The organism is Lysinibacillus sp. NPDC097214 (assembly GCF_050277945.1).
Taxonomy (GTDB): domain Bacteria; phylum Bacillota; class Bacilli; order Bacillales_A; family Planococcaceae; genus Lysinibacillus; species Lysinibacillus xylanilyticus_B.
The window spans coordinates 464,667-480,045 of record NZ_JBNNSS010000001.1 but is presented as its reverse complement, the minus strand read 5'-3'; the positions used below and the strand labels follow the sequence as shown (position 1 = coordinate 480,045).

Genomic DNA, 15,379 nt, shown 5'->3' with positions numbered 1-15,379 from the left:
TATTAAAAATAAAAATTTTTGTATTTTTTTGCGGAAAGCTAAAAATGAAAGCGAACCTTTTTTTATAGAAAACGTTATTGTATTCGTAGAAATGTCTATAATATTCACAAAAATTGGTAGCCTATTACACGTTGTCTTACAAGAATAAAAATTATATGCTAATCTATACGTACTGTTTTTGTTTAGGAGGGAATTAAAATAGTATCTTTTCCGCGAGAAGAGGTATGTGGTACTACAAATTCTTGCGTTTTTCCGTTATAATGAAAGGTATGATTTTATTTTTATTCAGAAAAAGACTCTCATTCCAACAGGTGTGAGATAATTGAGTGTGTAGTTTTTTTTCAGTAGGTGTCTAACACCGAGTGAATGAAGATAAATCCTCGGGGTGTAAACGCGCCGAGGTGTAAGTTGATGTCAACGAAAGTATGGCTTAAATAGAAAGGGAGTACACAAATTGTTTGGATTAGGAAGTAAAGATGTCGGGATTGACCTTGGCACAGCGAATACATTAGTGTTTATTAAAGGGAAGGGAATCGTTTTACGCGAACCTTCAGTCGTAGCGAAAAATACAAAAACTGGAGATATCGTTGCAGTTGGTAACGATGCAAAAAATATGATTGGTCGTACACCTGGCTCAATCGTAGCAATCCGTCCTATGAAAGATGGCGTTATTGCTGATTTTGATATTACGACAGCAATGATAGAATACTATTTAAAAGAAGCTTGTAAAAATTCTGGTGGTAATTGGAAAAAGCCGAATGTTATGATTTGTGTGCCTTATGGTATTACATCGGTTGAACAACGTGCGGTTATTGACGCTGCTCGTCAAGCAGGTGCCAAAGATGCATTTACAATTGAAGAGCCATTTGCAGCAGCAATCGGTTCAAACTTACCAGTATGGGATCCTACAGGGTCAATGGTCGTTGATATCGGTGGTGGTACAACAGAGGTAGCGGTAATTTCATTAGGTGGTATTGTAACTAGTGAATCTGTACGTGTCGGCGGGGATGCAATGGACCAATCCATCATTTCGTATATTCGTAAAACATATAACTTAACAATCGGTGAACGTACTGCGGAAGCAGTGAAAATGGAAATAGGTACAGCGTTGGCTGAGGGTCCAGGAGAAAAAATGGACATTAGAGGACGCGATCTTTTAACAGGTTTACCTAAAACGATCGAAATTTCTTCACAGGAAATTTCTGAATCTTTACGTGAAGCGGTAGCATCTATTATTGATGGTGTTCGAAAAACGCTTGAGCAAACACCTCCTGAATTATCTGCAGACGTAATGGAACGCGGAATTGTACTAACAGGTGGTGGTGCGCTATTAGCAAACTTAGACAAAGTTATTAGCCAAGAAACTAATATGCCAGTATTTATCGCAGAAGATCCACTAGACTGTGTTGCTATTGGTACGGGTCAGGCTCTAGATCATATTGATTTAATTCGTCAACAACAAGTTAAAGGGTAAGGAGGTTTAGGCAATGCCACATTTTTTTTTCAATAAGAAATTAATTTTGCTGCTCGTGGGCATGGTTTTTCTTGTGGCATTGATTAGCTTCTCATTACGTGAACGGACGAATGCAACTTTACCAGAGCAAATTATTAAAGACACTGTCGGCGTCGCACAATCCATTGTTGCGAAGCCGGCGAATTATATTGCTGGTGTTTTTGATAGTATTGATTCCCTCTTAAACACGTACGAAGAAAATAAACGTTTAAAAGCACGCTTAGATGAATTTGTTGCTGTACAAGCTGAGGCAGCGGACTTGAAATCTGATATTAAAAAGTTTCAAGAGCTTATGGACAAATCGGAAAGCTTAAAAGCATATGATCCGATTCATGCCACAGTTATTGCTAGAAATCCTGACCAGTGGGAAGAAAAAATTATTTTAGATAAAGGATCTTCACACGGTGTAGAAAAAAATATGGCAGTTATGACAGCGAAAGGGTTAGTCGGTAAAGTTACTTTAGTGACGCCTTTCACATCTGAAGTAGAGCTTTTATATACAAATAATCCAAACTATCGTGTTTCTGCGATGGTTCAAGGAGATAAACAAGCATACGGTTTAATCGAGGGCTATGATAAAGAGCGTAATGAACTCATTATGAAGCGAATCGATTCAAGATCAACAGTGAAAAAAGGCCAACAAGTAGTTTCATCAGGACTTGGCGGTGTTTTCCCAAAAAATGTGCCAATCGGAGAAATAACTGAAGTAAGTACAGATGATCATGGCTTAACAAAAATGGCTTATGTAAAACCATCTGCTGATTTTTCAATTTTAGACTATGTTGTTATTGCTAAACGTTCCTCTACTGTGATAGATGGATCTGATGGTAATGCATCGAACGGAGATTTAACACATCCACCAAAGGATAAAGAGGAGGCGGAATAATGGTTCGATTTCTCATCCCCTTTGTGGCAGTGTTACTATTTTTACTAGAACCGGAGTTTGCTATGCTTTCACCGATTGAAGTGAAAGGGCAAATCTATTATTTAGTTCCTAGATTTTTAATCTTATATTTAATATTTATTTCCATCTATTACAGCCGTCAACGAGCGGTAATGTATGGACTTTTTTTTGGTGTCTTGTATGATGTGTTTTACATTGATATTATTGGATTATATTCAGTACTGTTTCCGCTTATATGTTTTTTAGCAGGGTCAATTGTGAAGGTTATTCATCAGCACTTAGTTGTGACAACGACGATTTCAGTTGTTTTAGTAGCAATTTTAGAATTTATACTCTATCAATTCTTCTATCTTATCGACTTTACAACGATTCCATTTTCGGATTTCTTACGTTCACGACTACTGCCAACGATCATTGCTAATGCACTATTTTTAATGATTCTTGGTTGGGCCTTCAAGTATCTGATTAATGCGCGTGTCTTACAGAGAGCACGTGAAGTTTCTTAACAAAGAGCAACGTGGGGTGAGGCATTCATGAAAAAACAGTTAGTTAATATGAAGGGAACAAAGGATGGATTTATTCTTCATTTAGACGATCAATGTGCGTATGTCGATTTAGTAGAAGAGCTTAAAAAGAAAGTTTCAGAGAGCGGTATCGATAGTAAAGTAGATGTACAATTATATTTGGGCTATCGATACTGTTCTGATGAACAAATCAAAGAGCTTATTAAAAGTGTTCAGGAAACAGAGCAACTAATCGTTTCAAAGGTGCAAAGTGAAGTACTGACTGTCCATGAGAGCAACCAGAAAAGGATTGAAAGTCAACAAGATACATATTTAGGTGTGGTCAGATCGGGGCAAGTTCTACGTTCGCCAGGAGATATTATTATCGTAGGAAATGTCAATCCGAACGGACGTGTAGAAGCAGCCGGCAATGTGTATGTCCTAGGTAAACTCAAAGGAATTGCACATGCAGGTGTTCATGGTAATAAGGAAGCAATCATTGCAGCATCTTGTTTTGAAGCCACACATATCATGATTGCTGATCAGGTTCAGGCAATGTCAGACGAACATGTAAAAACGATTAATCAGGAAGAGATGGCTTGTGCATTTATTGGCTATGATGGGCGCATTACGTACGATCAAATTCACGCGTTAAAAAATATTCGACCATTGTTAAATGTGTCTAAGGGAGGAAGCTAGTGTGGGAGAAGCGATCGTCATAACTTCAGGTAAAGGCGGTGTCGGAAAAACGACGACAACGGCTAACCTTGGGACTGCATTGGCGCTACAAGGTAAAAAAGTTTGTTTAGTAGATACAGATATTGGCTTACGTAATTTGGACGTGATTTTAGGTCTTGAGAATCGAATTATTTATGACTTAGTAGATGTTGTTGAAGGGCGCTGTAAAATTCATCAAGCGCTAATAAAAGATAAACGTGTAGATGAAAAACTATTTTTATTACCTGCTGCTCAAACGACAGATAAAAATGCTGTTAAGCCTGAGCAAATGAAGAGCCTAGTAGAAGAATTAAAAAGAGATTATGATTATGTTTTAATAGATTGTCCAGCGGGCATTGAACAAGGCTATCGTAATGCTGTTGCTGGTGCTGATCATGCAATTGTAGTAACAACGCCAGAAATCTCTGCTGTGCGTGATGCAGATCGAATTATTGGCTTACTTGAACAGGAAGAAATTACTGCACCTAAACTAATTATTAACCGCATTCGCCAGCACATGATGAAAAGCGGTGATACTTTGGATGTTAATGAAATTACAACACATTTGTCTATTGATTTATTAGGAATCATTGTAGATAATGAAGGGGTTATTTCATCATCCAATAAAGGTGAACCAGTAGTAATGGATCCTGCTAATAAAGCATCTCTTGGCTACCGTAATATTGCCCGAAGAATACTAGGAGAGTCTGTACCACTTATGGCCATTGAAGATGAACATAAAGGTGTATTTTCAAAACTAAAATCGTTATTTTCAAGATAAACATTAACCTTTTCGTGCATTTGTACGAGAAGGTTTTTTTCTGTGTGCATGAATGGACATGCAAGCTCATATAGTGTGAAAAAAGGATGAGGGCTTGTTTAAAAAATGGAAATGGTTGGTCACGATATTGCTTGTGGCTGCAATTATGCTAGTAATTCGTTTAGAGGATCAAGGCGTATTGGAAACACCGGTGCGAAAACTTGTTACAACATCAGCGGATTTAACCTATTTAAGCGAGCTCGGACAAAGCTGGCTAAATAAAGATGATGCAACAATTTTAGTATCGAGTGATGTTGGACAAACTGAACTATTATCATTTGCCAATGCAGAAGTCTTTAAGGAAGGTTTTTTATTGCAATATGACATGGGCCTACCGGTTTATGCTGGAAAGAATGGTCTTGTCGTTTTCACCGGCCATACAAAATATACTGGTAAAACAATGACGATAAGCTATGATGATGGTACAACTGTATCCTATGGTATGCTGGATAGCTTAGCACAACTTCCATACACAACAGTGCAGGCAAACGATTTAATCGGCATGAAAGAGAACGGGCAACTCTATATCTCGATTGAGAAAGACAAGGCACAATATAGCTTAGAACAGATTGTACAGTGGCTTGAAACAGCGGAGTCCAATGAAAATTAAACTGCATCTTCTATGTATTCCTCTCGTATTTTTAATGATTTTCACCGGTCAAATTGCTTATTACGCTATTATTTTATCTTCGCTATTATGGCATGAAGCAGGTCATATGTTGATGGCGATGCTTTGTGGCGTTAACGTAAAATCATGCATTATTACACCTTACGGAGGGGAAATAGAATTTGAAAATCCAGCGGTTGTGCCAGCAACGTCACTCCTTTGGATTGCCTTAGGGGGACCAATCGCTACACTATTAGGGATTGGTCTCGCTTTTTTTATGCCGGAACTTCTTGCTACTAAGCTAATTAATGTGCAACTTGTGCTATTAGTCATCAATGTATTACCGATTATTCCTTTGGACGGTGGCAGAATATTTTTAGCGTGTTTATTTTTACTTTATCCAAATGTTCGTGCGTTTGAATATTATTACTGGTTTTCTCTTATAATTGCCTTTATACTATTCGTGATAACTTTATGTTACCTCCCACAATCTATTTTTATAGCAATTTTATGTTTATTTATATGGCTTCAAGCGTTAAAAGAATGGAACTATCGAAAATATCGTTTAGCATTTGAGAAATATGTAATGAATAGATTGACTTGAAAAAAATTGTGTGGTAATATTTTAATGTTATTGTTTGTAGCACCCGTGCTACTACAACCGCACTGGAAAGGTTTAAGTATCGTATGATCACCTTTATGTACAGGCGAGTCTTAGTCTAAGAGGAGGTGCAGTAAAATGTACGCAATTATTGAAACTGGTGGTAAACAAATCAAAGTAGAAGCTGGTCAAGAAATCTATATTGAAAAATTAGGTGTAGAAGCTGACGAGGTTGTAACTTTCGATAAAGTTTTATTCGTTGGTGGCGAAAACGTTAAAGTTGGAGCTCCATTCGTAGAAGGCGCTACTGTAACAGCTAAAGTTGTTAAAGAAGGCCGTGCGAAAAAAATCGTTGTTTTCAAATTGAAAGCTAAAAAGAACTACCGTCGTAAACAAGGTCACCGTCAACCTTATACAAAATTAGTTGTTGAAGCTATCAACGCTTAATTGTGAGGTGTAGCGAATGATACAGGTTACGATTCATCACGATGAAAATAGACATGTGTCAGCATTCGAATTTTCAGGACATGCTGAATACGATGAATCTGGTAAGGATTTAGTATGTGCAGGAGCATCTACAATTGCCATAGGTACTGTGAATGCTATTTATGCGCTATTACAATTACAGCCAGAAGTCGAACAAGCTGCTGAAGGTGGAGGCTATCTTAAGGTAGATTTACCATCAGATATAGAGCCTGATATTGATGCGAAACTACAGTTAATTGTCCAAGTAATGACTGCCCAGGTATATTCCATGGTGCAAAATTACGGACAATATATCCAAATCAACTACAACCAAGTAGGAGGTGGAACACAATGAAATTATTATTAGCATTAGACCTTCAACTTTTCGCATCTAAAAAAGGTGTAGGTTCTACTAAAAACGGACGTGACTCTGAGTCAAAACGTCTTGGTGCTAAACGTGCTGATGGCCAATTCGTAACTGGTGGATCAATTCTTTACCGTCAACGCGGTACAAAAATTTACCCAGGTACAAACGTAGGTCGTGGTGGTGACGATACACTATTTGCTAAAGTTGACGGCGTTGTTAAATTCGAACGCTTAGGTCGCGATCGCAAACAAGTATCTGTATACCCAACAACACAAGAAGCTTAATCTTTTATAAGATAACATAAAGCGGAGGACTGCATTTATTGCAGTCCTTTTTTTGGCTAAATTTCAACTTCTTTCAGCAGATGTTTTTGGTAGCGAAAGCAAAGCGTCAGCTACAAGTGTTTTATGTAACGTAAGTGAAACGGCAGTTACAGAAGTCTCCCACTTCTATGTGGTGTGATGAATGCGGTTTTAAGTCACTTTTACTTTCCAGTGGGTGTTCAAACATCTGTACCTGTCGCTACGCTTTCGGTACAAAAAAACACTTGCTGAAAGAGAGGAACTCAGTTTAAGAACGCCACGTCCTGAGGCAACGACTGAGTGACCAACGTCGAGTTGGCCCAAAGCCTCCGGCGGATGTCACGGAATCGGAAAGGAGTTCAATATAGGATGTTAGCCTAAAATCATCGCATCCATGCGATAACGGCTAACTGACCTGCATCGGTAAAAACGCCACGTCCTGTGGCATTACCGAAATGACCGACATCGTGTCGTCCCTCGTGCAGGCCTAGGCACAAAGCCGATTCCGGACACATTGTTTATCTGCGCGAAAGCAAAGCGTCAGCTACAATTATGCCGAGGCATAATTGATTAAAGAATTAAGGGAAAAATACAGCAAAACTTGTTATACTAGTAAGGATAACTTTATTGGAGTGAATGGGATGAACAATCAATCACTAACCATTAGTGAAGTAATACGTTTTGCAAATCATGATTATGTGAATCAGCTTCAACTTATTCGCATGAATTTAGATTTAGGTAGAATTGATGAATCAAAAAAACTTATTCAAAATTATTCAGAACAGTTACAAATACTTTCTATCTTTAATCGAATACAATTACCGCAAACAATCGAATGGCTGCAAACAGCAGGTTGGCGCTATCCTTCATTACCAATGAAGCTTAGTGGTGACATAAAAATGTCTGTCACAAATACGATTGATTCGGAAGTTGTAGATTACTTAAACAAAACAGTTATGCATGTTTATGATACATTAGATCCATTTACAGAGCAGAGCTTAGCGCTCGATGTACGTGTTGACGATCATACATTTGCCGTGACATTCACGCTAAATGGGCTATGGAGTGCTGATGCATTCACCGAAAAAGGTTTGAAACAATTAGACATTCAAACAATTGAACAGACGAATACGTGCTGGCAATATGTGTTGAAAGCAAATAGGGAGTGAACTAAATGTTTGTCGATCACGTTAAGATTTATGTAAAAGGTGGCGACGGCGGGGACGGAATGGTTGCCTTCCGCCGAGAAAAATATGTACCGAATGGTGGTCCAGCTGGTGGTGATGGCGGACATGGTGGTAACGTAGTGTTTGAAGTTGAAGAGGGCTTACGAACATTAATGGATTTCCGCTACAAACGCAACTTCAAGGCTGACCGTGGTGAGCACGGTATGAGTAAAGGAATGCATGGTAAACGTGCAGACGATTTAATCGTTAAAGTACCACCAGGTACAGTCGTAATGAACGAAGAAACAGGTGCTGTTATTGCCGATTTAGTCGAGCATGGTCAACAAGCGATTATCGCAAAATCTGGCCGTGGCGGACGTGGGAATTCACGCTTTGCAACACCTGCAAACCCAGCGCCAGAACTTTCTGAAAAAGGTGAGCCAGGACAAGAATTAAATGTTATATTAGAGTTAAAAGTTTTAGCAGATGTGGGACTAGTTGGTTTCCCAAGTGTTGGTAAATCAACACTTTTATCTGTTGTTTCTGCTGCGAAACCAAAAATTGGTGCATATCATTTTACAACAATTGTCCCGAATTTAGGGATGATTGAAACAGACGATCATCGAAGTTTCGCTATGGCAGATTTACCTGGTCTTATTGAAGGCGCACACCAAGGGGTAGGGTTAGGTCATCAGTTTTTACGACATATCGAACGTACACGTGTTATCGTCCATGTTATTGATATGTCAGGAATGGAAGGCCGCGATCCGTACGAGGATTATTTAACGATTAATGAAGAGCTAAAGCAATATAATCTTCGTTTAACAGAGCGTCCACAAATTATTGTTGCCAATAAAATGGATATGCCTGATGCAGAAGAAAACTTAGAGGAATTCCGCAAAAAAGTGGGAGAAGACGTTCAAATTTTCCCGATATCGGCTGTTTCACGTCAAGGTTTAAAAGAGTTACTATTTGCTATTGCCGATTTACTTGAAGTAACGCCTGAATTCCTACTATATGAAGATACAGAGGAAGAATCCGAAGCAACGGTAATGTATAAACACGAAGCAAAAGGTGAAGATTTCGAAATTACTCGTGATGATGATGGTACATTTATCATTAGTGGTTACGCAATTGAACGCCTATTTAAAATGACTGACTTTAGCCGTGAAGATGGTATTCGTCGTTTTGCTCGTCAATTACGTGCAATGGGTGTGGATGAAGCTCTACGTGAACGCGGTGCTCAAGATGGCGACATAGTTCGTCTGCAAGAGTTTGAATTTGAATTTGTCGATTAAGACAAGAGTTTTAGGGGGAAGCGTATGAAGAATGTTGCGAATCAGCGATATTATTTAGTTCGTGAAGATGTTTTAACGGATGCTATGCAAAAAACTTTGGAGGCGAAACACTTGCTTTCAAGTGGTTCGGTATCTTCCATTTGGGATGCGGTAAAGCAGGTGGATTTATCGCGTAGTGCGTTTTACAAATATCGTGATGCTGTATTTCCTTTTCACTCAATTGTGCAGGAACGCATTTTAACAGTCTTTTTACAGCTTCAGGACCGTAAAGGAACACTTGCAAAGCTTTTAGAAACAGTGACAATTACGCATTGCAATGTACTGACTATCCATCAAACAATACCGATTCAAGGACGTGCTAATGTTACATTGTCATTAGATGTCACTAGTATGACATGTGAACTTGATGATTTAATACAGCAACTTAAGCGTTTAGATTTTGTAGAGTCAGCGGAAGTAATTAGTTCTGGTGCATTGTAATGAGTGTCAGCAAGTTTGAATTTTTGACAAAATGTAAATAAGCTCAAAAGGAGCAGTCCCATGTGATGTAATGATCACTTCATGGGACAGCTCCTTATTCTATATCGGAAATACATAGAAAGAAAAGTAATGGATAGAACGTCATTAAGAGGTTTTGGGAGGCTTCATTAGATGCCTTACCTCAACATTTATTGTAGAATAAAAGGGGTTTTGGTAACTGGAAAATTCCGAATTTTTACATTAGTGAAATTTAAGAGGCTCATCGCCAAAAGTTAGGGATTACATTTGTTAAAACGTATGTCATGTATATAAGTTGATTGGAGTGGAGACTGGGCGACTCCTTGGGGATCAGCGGTAGAGGCTCGAAGGCTAAAACCATCACATCCTGTGATAACGCCTTCGTGACCAACATCGTGTTGGCCCGAGACCCTGGAGCGAGCACCGCGAGTGAAGCGGCTCATCGGACGCCCCCAGGAAAGCGCCCAGTCGGAACGGAAATCACCCCCACGTTACGGTGGTGAGCCAATTAGATAAAACTATGAACAGGAGGAAATGTAATGACAGAGCAACAATGGGAAAAACGAATAGGATATTTAGGACCTGAGGCATCATTTACATACTTAGCAACAAAGGCAACCTTTCCGAATGAGTGGCTTGTCCCTTGTTCTACAATTCCAGAATGTATTGAGGCGGTAGCAAAGGGGAAGGTAGATTTAGCAGTTGTACCACTGGAAAATGCATTAGAAGGATCTGTATCGTTAACGCTTGATTATTTATTTCATGAGGCGACCTTATATGTTACAGGTGAGCTTCAGTTAAAAATACAGCAGCATTTAATGGTCAATAAAGCGCAGAAGGACAATTGGGAGTCAATAATAGGAGTTTACTCACATCCACACGCTCTAGCCCAATGCCATAAATATTTATTTTATCGTTTCAGTCATGCTCCGTTACATCAAACGACATCAACAGCAGCAGCGGCAAAATTTGTATCTGAAAATCCTAACGAGTGCATTGCTGCAGTTGGAAATGAAGCAGCAGCGGATAAATATGGCTTAGAAATCGTTCAATCTAATATTCATGATTTTCATTTTAACCATACACGCTTCTTCGTATTATCTAAGCAAAATAAGCGCTTACCGCAAGAATTATCAGATGGACAGGCAAAGACAACTTTCATGATTACATTGCCAACAGATCGTTCAGGTGCGTTACATCAAGTATTATCAGTATTCGCATGGCGACAGCTAAATTTAAGTAAAATCGAATCACGTCCATTAAAAACGGGCTTAGGTGATTATTTCTTTATGATTGATGTTTTAGCGGATGAAAAGGAGCCTATGATGCGTGGGGCTATGGAAGAACTAGCTGCACTTGGTTGCAAGGTGAAGTCACTTGGTACATACTTTACTTATCGAACAGCAGACGAGTAATCAATGTCGTCTTGGCTAGGAGGAATCAATATGGGCGGCGTTATTTTATTTGATGGCGTGTGCAATTTTTGTGATAGCAGTGTGCAATTTATTATCAAATATGATCAGGTAGCATATTTCCAATTTGCATCTATACAGAGTGATGCAGGGCAGGCGTTACTTGCACAATACGAAATACCAGAAAATATAGATAGTGTCATTTTAATTGAGCATGGGAAGGTATATTTTGAGTCTACAGCAGCACTTAAAATCTGTAGGAGATTAAATAGTTTTTGGCCTGTCTGCTATGTTTTCATTCTTATTCCTCCATCTATACGAAATATAATGTATCGACTATTTGCTAAAAATAGATATCGCCTTTTTGGACGAAAAGAAAAATGTTTATTGCCAACACCATCACAACGAAGAAGATTTCTCTAATTCTGAAGCTATCCAATTTAAATGGATAGCTCTTTTTTTAGAGAAAATTGAAAAAGCTAATTCACATGCATAAGATCATAACGTAGGGGTGATTTCTGTTCTGACTGGTGCTGGGGGCGTGCGATGAGCCGATTGGGCAACAGATATTTTTTGTGCGAAAGCAAAGTGCAACGTAGCGACAGCAACAGATATTTTTTGTGCGAAAGCGGCAATGTTTAAAAAGAAGTTAAAGCCTCTAGAGGATGTCTTTAAATACCGCATAAATGAACAGAAAGCTGCTAGTCTCCGTGAAGGCTAGCAGCTATTAATCCAATTATTTGATTTTACATATTATAGAAGTTGGATTTGTTGAATTATTGATCTACAACTAAATAGCCTTTTTTTTGTAAAGTAAGCTCAATTAAATCTAAAATTTCAACAGAAGGCGCAGAAATAACATGAAGATGTGTACCACCTGTTAGTTCGGATAAATAACTTGCCTGTGTTTCGTTAACACGTTCAATAAATTTTTTTACCTCATGACGGTTAGAGACCATTATGGATGCAGTAATATCTCCATAAATAGGATGTTCAACAATAACATTTTTTACTGTACCACCGCAATCAACTATAGTTATCAGTTCATCTTCTGCATTCTCTGCAGTATGGAAGCAAGGAATTGTACGTTCAACAGTTTGCTGTATTTGTTCCTGATGCATATAAAGATATCCTTGGCTAGTAGCAATAATAGGCTCATTTCTAGCCTTTAATAATGTCATATCATTGACAATGACTTGTCTAGAAACATTAGCGAATTTAGCTAAGTCCGTCCCTGTTATAGGTGCTGGGCTGTTTTTTAGTTGTGCTAGAAGTTGCAGTCGGCGTTCTTCGCCTAACATTTTTTTCATAAGAGATCACCTCTGCTTGTAATAAAGGAAGCAGTTTTCCTTAAAAACTAGTGTACCATGAAGCCTTTCTAACATGGGTGAATTTTTTGTATCCAAATGAAACATTGAACATATGATACGGAGAGAGGAAGGGAGGAAAAAATTGCGTATTCATATTGTCCAAAAGGGAGACACGTTGTGGAAGATTGCGAAAGAGTACGGAGTTTCGTTTGAAGATTTAAAGCGGCTTAATGCCCATCTCGCTAACCCAGATTATATTGTACCGGGCATGGAAATTATCCTACCTGAGAAAATAAACAAAGAACCACATAGAGAACCACATAGAGAACATCATCGGGAAACAGATTGGGGAATGCATAGAGACGGACATAGGGAACCACATAAAGAGGGGCACAAGGAACATATGCATAAGGAGTCACCTACAAGGCATGTTAAAGAAAAAGAGGTTCAGAGACCAATGCCACCACCAATTATTGTACCACCACCGCCAATGCCTGAACCACAGATGATTCCAATTCCTTATCCAATGCCAATGCCGATGCCTCAGCCAGCGCCTGTTGAGCTTAGCTGGAATCAAAACGTTGTCATGCCAAGTGTAGAGCAAACTGTATCACCAATTCAAATTCAACCACAACCACAACCTATAGCCCAACCGGCGCCAGCACCAATGCCAATGCCGCAGCCGATTTTTATCATGCCACAAATGCCAGCAGTACCACATTGTGCAAGCTGCCATCAACCAGTGCATCATCATATGTATTGGCCAATGCCGATGCATATGCCAATGGAGCCACAAATGGAGCCGCAATATACAATGCCGGAGCAACCAACATCATGTGATATGGGATGCGAAAAAGTTGCTGGGATGGGGGATTTCTTAGAATCTAGTACATCTCCATTCTTCCCTATGAAACCTGAATATGAGGCTATGCCGGAACAGCCCTGTGGTTGTAATGCACAGCCAGCCATGATGCCAAATTGGCAAATGGACCAATGTTTCTGTCCACCACCATGTCCGCCACCATGCCCAATGCCATGTCCATCACATTGCCATATGCCATGGATGTCACCGCACTTTTACCCAGGCGGGATGACGCCTTATCGATGGTGAAAAAGCGTTTATCATTGAAGAAGTAAAGCCGAATATTTGGAAGTATAAATATCAATCCAATAATTATTTTGTAAAACGGGCAAAGCAGATAGAAATAGCAGAAAAGGTGAGGGTTATTCATCGACAGCTTGGATATCTAGAACCCTCGTTGATCTTACCTGTCATGAAAAGTGACGACGAGTTTTTAATCGTGCAAGATTGGCAAGAGGGAAGTCATAGTGCTAATTTTGCTCGTAAAAAAGATCGGAAAGAATCACTGAAGTTATTAAATATGTTACATGATACACATAAAAAAATTGCTTGGCAGCGTGTGCCAGGCTTGCACACCTATTCACAGCTTTTAAAATGGCAAATGCGTCATATGCGTTTTAAAAGCAGACGGAAAGAGTTTCGTGCATTTTTAACAAAAGAAGAAATCGATCAAATTTTACATTATAGTGAGAAATCGTTACAGCTAATCGCGCAGGAAGATGTACCTGAAAAAGAAATTACACTTTTACATGGAGATGTCGTACATCATAATTTTTTATGGTGCTCAGATGGAGAATTACGTTTAATCGATTTTGATTTGGCTCACCTTGGAGAAGCGGATGATGAATATATTTTATGGTTGCATCGTGTACTGCCAGCTGTAAATTATGACCTTGGTAAAATATTTGCAGAGCTACCAGAGATGAAACGATTAGATAAAAGAAAGCTACATCGTTTAAAATATCCAAATGAGCTATTACGTGAATGGCTTTTTGCAGTAGATTTACCATTAGATCAACAGCTGGTATTTATAGATTATTTAGTGCCATTTACAAAACGAGCTCTCACATATTGGCCAAAACTGTGGTACGATATTGATAAAATGATAAAGAAATGACCGTCTTTCGGCGGTCATTTTTGTCTGTGAACGACTACTTGTGCTATTTCTAAATGTTAAGAAAATGATAGGTTTTTAATTGTGGATAACCTGAAGCGTAGTTTTCGTCTAGGCTAAAGCGCTACATCCTCGAGGTCGCTTCGATCCCTCGGGCAAAAGTGGTGGAGCGCTTACTTTTGCTTCGGGCTCTCCAGCGCTTGTCGGATGTAAACGAGCGCTTTAGCGCATTTGTTATAGTCGAGCATTCGTTCGCAATATGCTATAATCGAAGACGATGATTGTGAGGGATTATAGAATGTATGATTATTTAAAAGGACAAATAAAGCGTATAACTCCTGAGTATATCGTCCTTGAACAACAAGGAATAGGTTGGCAGCTGAATACACCTAATCCATTTGTGTTCAGGACATCAGCTCTTGAACAGCAAATATATGTACATTTGCATGTACGTGAGGACGCACAAGTGTTATATGGCTTTCCAAATTTAGACCAACGAGAGCTGTTTCGTAAACTTATTTTAGTATCAGGAATTGGACCAAAGGGTGCACTTGCTATTTTAGCTACTGGGAATCCGCAACAGGTTATCAGTGCCATTGAACGAGAGGATGAATCGTTTTTAGTAAAGTTTCCTGGTGTGGGTAAGAAAACGGCACGTCAAATGATTCTAGATTTAAAAGGTAAACTTGGCGGATTGTTAGAATCTATTGAGCTACCAAGTACAGAAGATGAGCTACCGTTATTTGGTGTGAATCCATATAAACATGAGCTTGAAGAAGCTATTCTTGCCTTAATGGCACTTGGTTATTCTGAAAAAGAACTAGAAAAAATACGTCCACAGCTCGAAGATAACGACAAGCTTGAAACAACAGATGCATTTATGAAACAAGCTTTACAATTGCTATTAAAGTTAAAATAGT

19 protein-coding genes and 1 other annotated feature are annotated in these 15,379 nt (G+C 38.9%); of the genes, 18 read left to right on the top strand and 1 reads right to left on the bottom strand.

What is annotated here, in order from left to right:
• Window positions 1–454 precede the first annotated feature (454 nt).
• The 15 genes from ACQKMI_RS02350 (at window position 455) to ACQKMI_RS02280 (ending at window position 11,596) form a co-directional block, all read left to right on the top strand.
• On the top strand, window positions 455–1,474 hold the full coding sequence (locus ACQKMI_RS02350) for a rod shape-determining protein (RefSeq protein ID WP_323647602.1): 1,020 nt from the start codon (window positions 455–457) through the stop codon (window positions 1,472–1,474).
• 13 nt (window positions 1,475–1,487) lie between these two features.
• Complete coding sequence (gene mreC, locus ACQKMI_RS02345; protein WP_427487016.1) at window positions 1,488–2,399, top strand: rod shape-determining protein MreC; 912 nt, start codon at window positions 1,488–1,490, stop codon at window positions 2,397–2,399.
• The gene (mreD, locus tag ACQKMI_RS02340; protein ID WP_427487015.1) at window positions 2,399–2,923 is read left to right on the top strand and encodes a rod shape-determining protein MreD; all 525 of its coding nucleotides are present in this window, start codon (window positions 2,399–2,401) and stop codon (window positions 2,921–2,923) included. The genes mreC and mreD overlap by 1 nt, the downstream gene beginning before the upstream one ends.
• A gap of 27 nt (window positions 2,924–2,950) precedes the next feature.
• Entirely contained in the window at window positions 2,951–3,619 is a 669-nt protein-coding gene (gene minC / locus ACQKMI_RS02335; protein ID WP_323647595.1) for a septum site-determining protein MinC, read from the top strand.
• A gap of 1 nt (window position 3,620) precedes the next feature.
• Entirely contained in the window at window positions 3,621–4,418 is a 798-nt protein-coding gene (gene minD, locus ACQKMI_RS02330; protein WP_323647594.1) for a septum site-determining protein MinD, read from the top strand.
• Window positions 4,419–4,512: 94 nt separating this feature from the next.
• Window positions 4,513–5,067, top strand: coding sequence for a peptidoglycan DD-metalloendopeptidase family protein (locus ACQKMI_RS02325; RefSeq protein ID WP_427414371.1), 555 nt, complete (start codon window positions 4,513–4,515; stop codon window positions 5,065–5,067).
• Window positions 5,057–5,668, top strand: a complete 612-nt coding sequence (locus ACQKMI_RS02320; protein ID WP_427487014.1) for a stage IV sporulation protein FB — start codon at window positions 5,057–5,059, stop codon at window positions 5,666–5,668. Before ACQKMI_RS02325 ends, ACQKMI_RS02320 begins: the two co-directional genes overlap by 11 nt.
• Window positions 5,669–5,713: 45 nt before the next feature.
• Window positions 5,714–5,789, top strand: a sequence feature (ribosomal protein L21 leader region).
• Between the two features lie 14 nt (window positions 5,790–5,803).
• On the top strand, window positions 5,804–6,112 hold the full coding sequence (gene rplU / locus ACQKMI_RS02315; RefSeq protein ID WP_323647589.1) for a 50S ribosomal protein L21: 309 nt from the start codon (window positions 5,804–5,806) through the stop codon (window positions 6,110–6,112).
• Window positions 6,113–6,128: 16 nt separating this feature from the next.
• Window positions 6,129–6,485, top strand: a complete 357-nt coding sequence (locus tag ACQKMI_RS02310) for a ribosomal-processing cysteine protease Prp (protein ID WP_427487013.1) — start codon at window positions 6,129–6,131, stop codon at window positions 6,483–6,485.
• Complete coding sequence (gene rpmA, locus ACQKMI_RS02305; protein WP_016991892.1) at window positions 6,482–6,781, top strand: 50S ribosomal protein L27; 300 nt, start codon at window positions 6,482–6,484, stop codon at window positions 6,779–6,781. Before ACQKMI_RS02310 ends, rpmA begins: the two co-directional genes overlap by 4 nt.
• A 659-nt stretch (window positions 6,782–7,440) precedes the next feature.
• Window positions 7,441–7,968 carry a Spo0B domain-containing protein gene (locus tag ACQKMI_RS02300; RefSeq protein ID WP_323647586.1) on the top strand — a complete coding sequence of 176 codons (528 nt, stop codon included), beginning with the start codon at window positions 7,441–7,443 and terminating at the stop codon, window positions 7,966–7,968.
• Window positions 7,969–7,973: 5 nt separating this feature from the next.
• Window positions 7,974–9,263, top strand: a complete 1,290-nt coding sequence (gene obgE, locus ACQKMI_RS02295; RefSeq protein WP_427414369.1) for a GTPase ObgE — start codon at window positions 7,974–7,976, stop codon at window positions 9,261–9,263.
• A 24-nt stretch (window positions 9,264–9,287) separates the two neighbouring features.
• The gene (locus tag ACQKMI_RS02290) at window positions 9,288–9,743 is read left to right on the top strand and encodes an ACT domain-containing protein (RefSeq protein WP_053484814.1); all 456 of its coding nucleotides are present in this window, start codon (window positions 9,288–9,290) and stop codon (window positions 9,741–9,743) included.
• 557 nt (window positions 9,744–10,300) lie between these two features.
• Window positions 10,301–11,176 (top strand): prephenate dehydratase, encoded by an 876-nt coding sequence (pheA, locus tag ACQKMI_RS02285; protein ID WP_323647583.1) that lies wholly within the window; start codon window positions 10,301–10,303, stop codon window positions 11,174–11,176.
• Window positions 11,177–11,206: 30 nt separating this feature from the next.
• On the top strand, window positions 11,207–11,596 hold the full coding sequence (locus ACQKMI_RS02280; protein WP_427487012.1) for a thiol-disulfide oxidoreductase DCC family protein: 390 nt from the start codon (window positions 11,207–11,209) through the stop codon (window positions 11,594–11,596).
• Between the two features lie 353 nt (window positions 11,597–11,949).
• Here the strand turns inward: ACQKMI_RS02280 and ACQKMI_RS02275 are convergent, their stop codons facing one another.
• Window positions 11,950–12,483 carry a transcription repressor NadR gene (locus tag ACQKMI_RS02275; protein ID WP_427487011.1) on the bottom strand — a complete coding sequence of 178 codons (534 nt, stop codon included), beginning with the start codon at window positions 12,481–12,483 and terminating at the stop codon, window positions 11,950–11,952.
• Window positions 12,484–12,625: 142 nt separating this feature from the next.
• On the opposite strand from ACQKMI_RS02275, the gene ACQKMI_RS02270 reads away from it, so the two are divergent.
• From ACQKMI_RS02270 to ruvA, 3 genes are all read left to right on the top strand, one after another.
• Complete coding sequence (locus ACQKMI_RS02270) at window positions 12,626–13,594, top strand: LysM peptidoglycan-binding domain-containing protein (protein WP_427487009.1); 969 nt, start codon at window positions 12,626–12,628, stop codon at window positions 13,592–13,594.
• A complete protein-coding gene (locus ACQKMI_RS02265) occupies window positions 13,584–14,462 on the top strand; it encodes a phosphotransferase (protein WP_427487338.1) in 879 nt (292 codons plus the stop codon). Before ACQKMI_RS02270 ends, ACQKMI_RS02265 begins: the two co-directional genes overlap by 11 nt.
• A 295-nt stretch (window positions 14,463–14,757) precedes the next feature.
• Complete coding sequence (gene ruvA, locus ACQKMI_RS02260) at window positions 14,758–15,378, top strand: Holliday junction branch migration protein RuvA (RefSeq protein ID WP_323647576.1); 621 nt, start codon at window positions 14,758–14,760, stop codon at window positions 15,376–15,378.
• Window position 15,379: the final 1 nt, after the last annotated feature.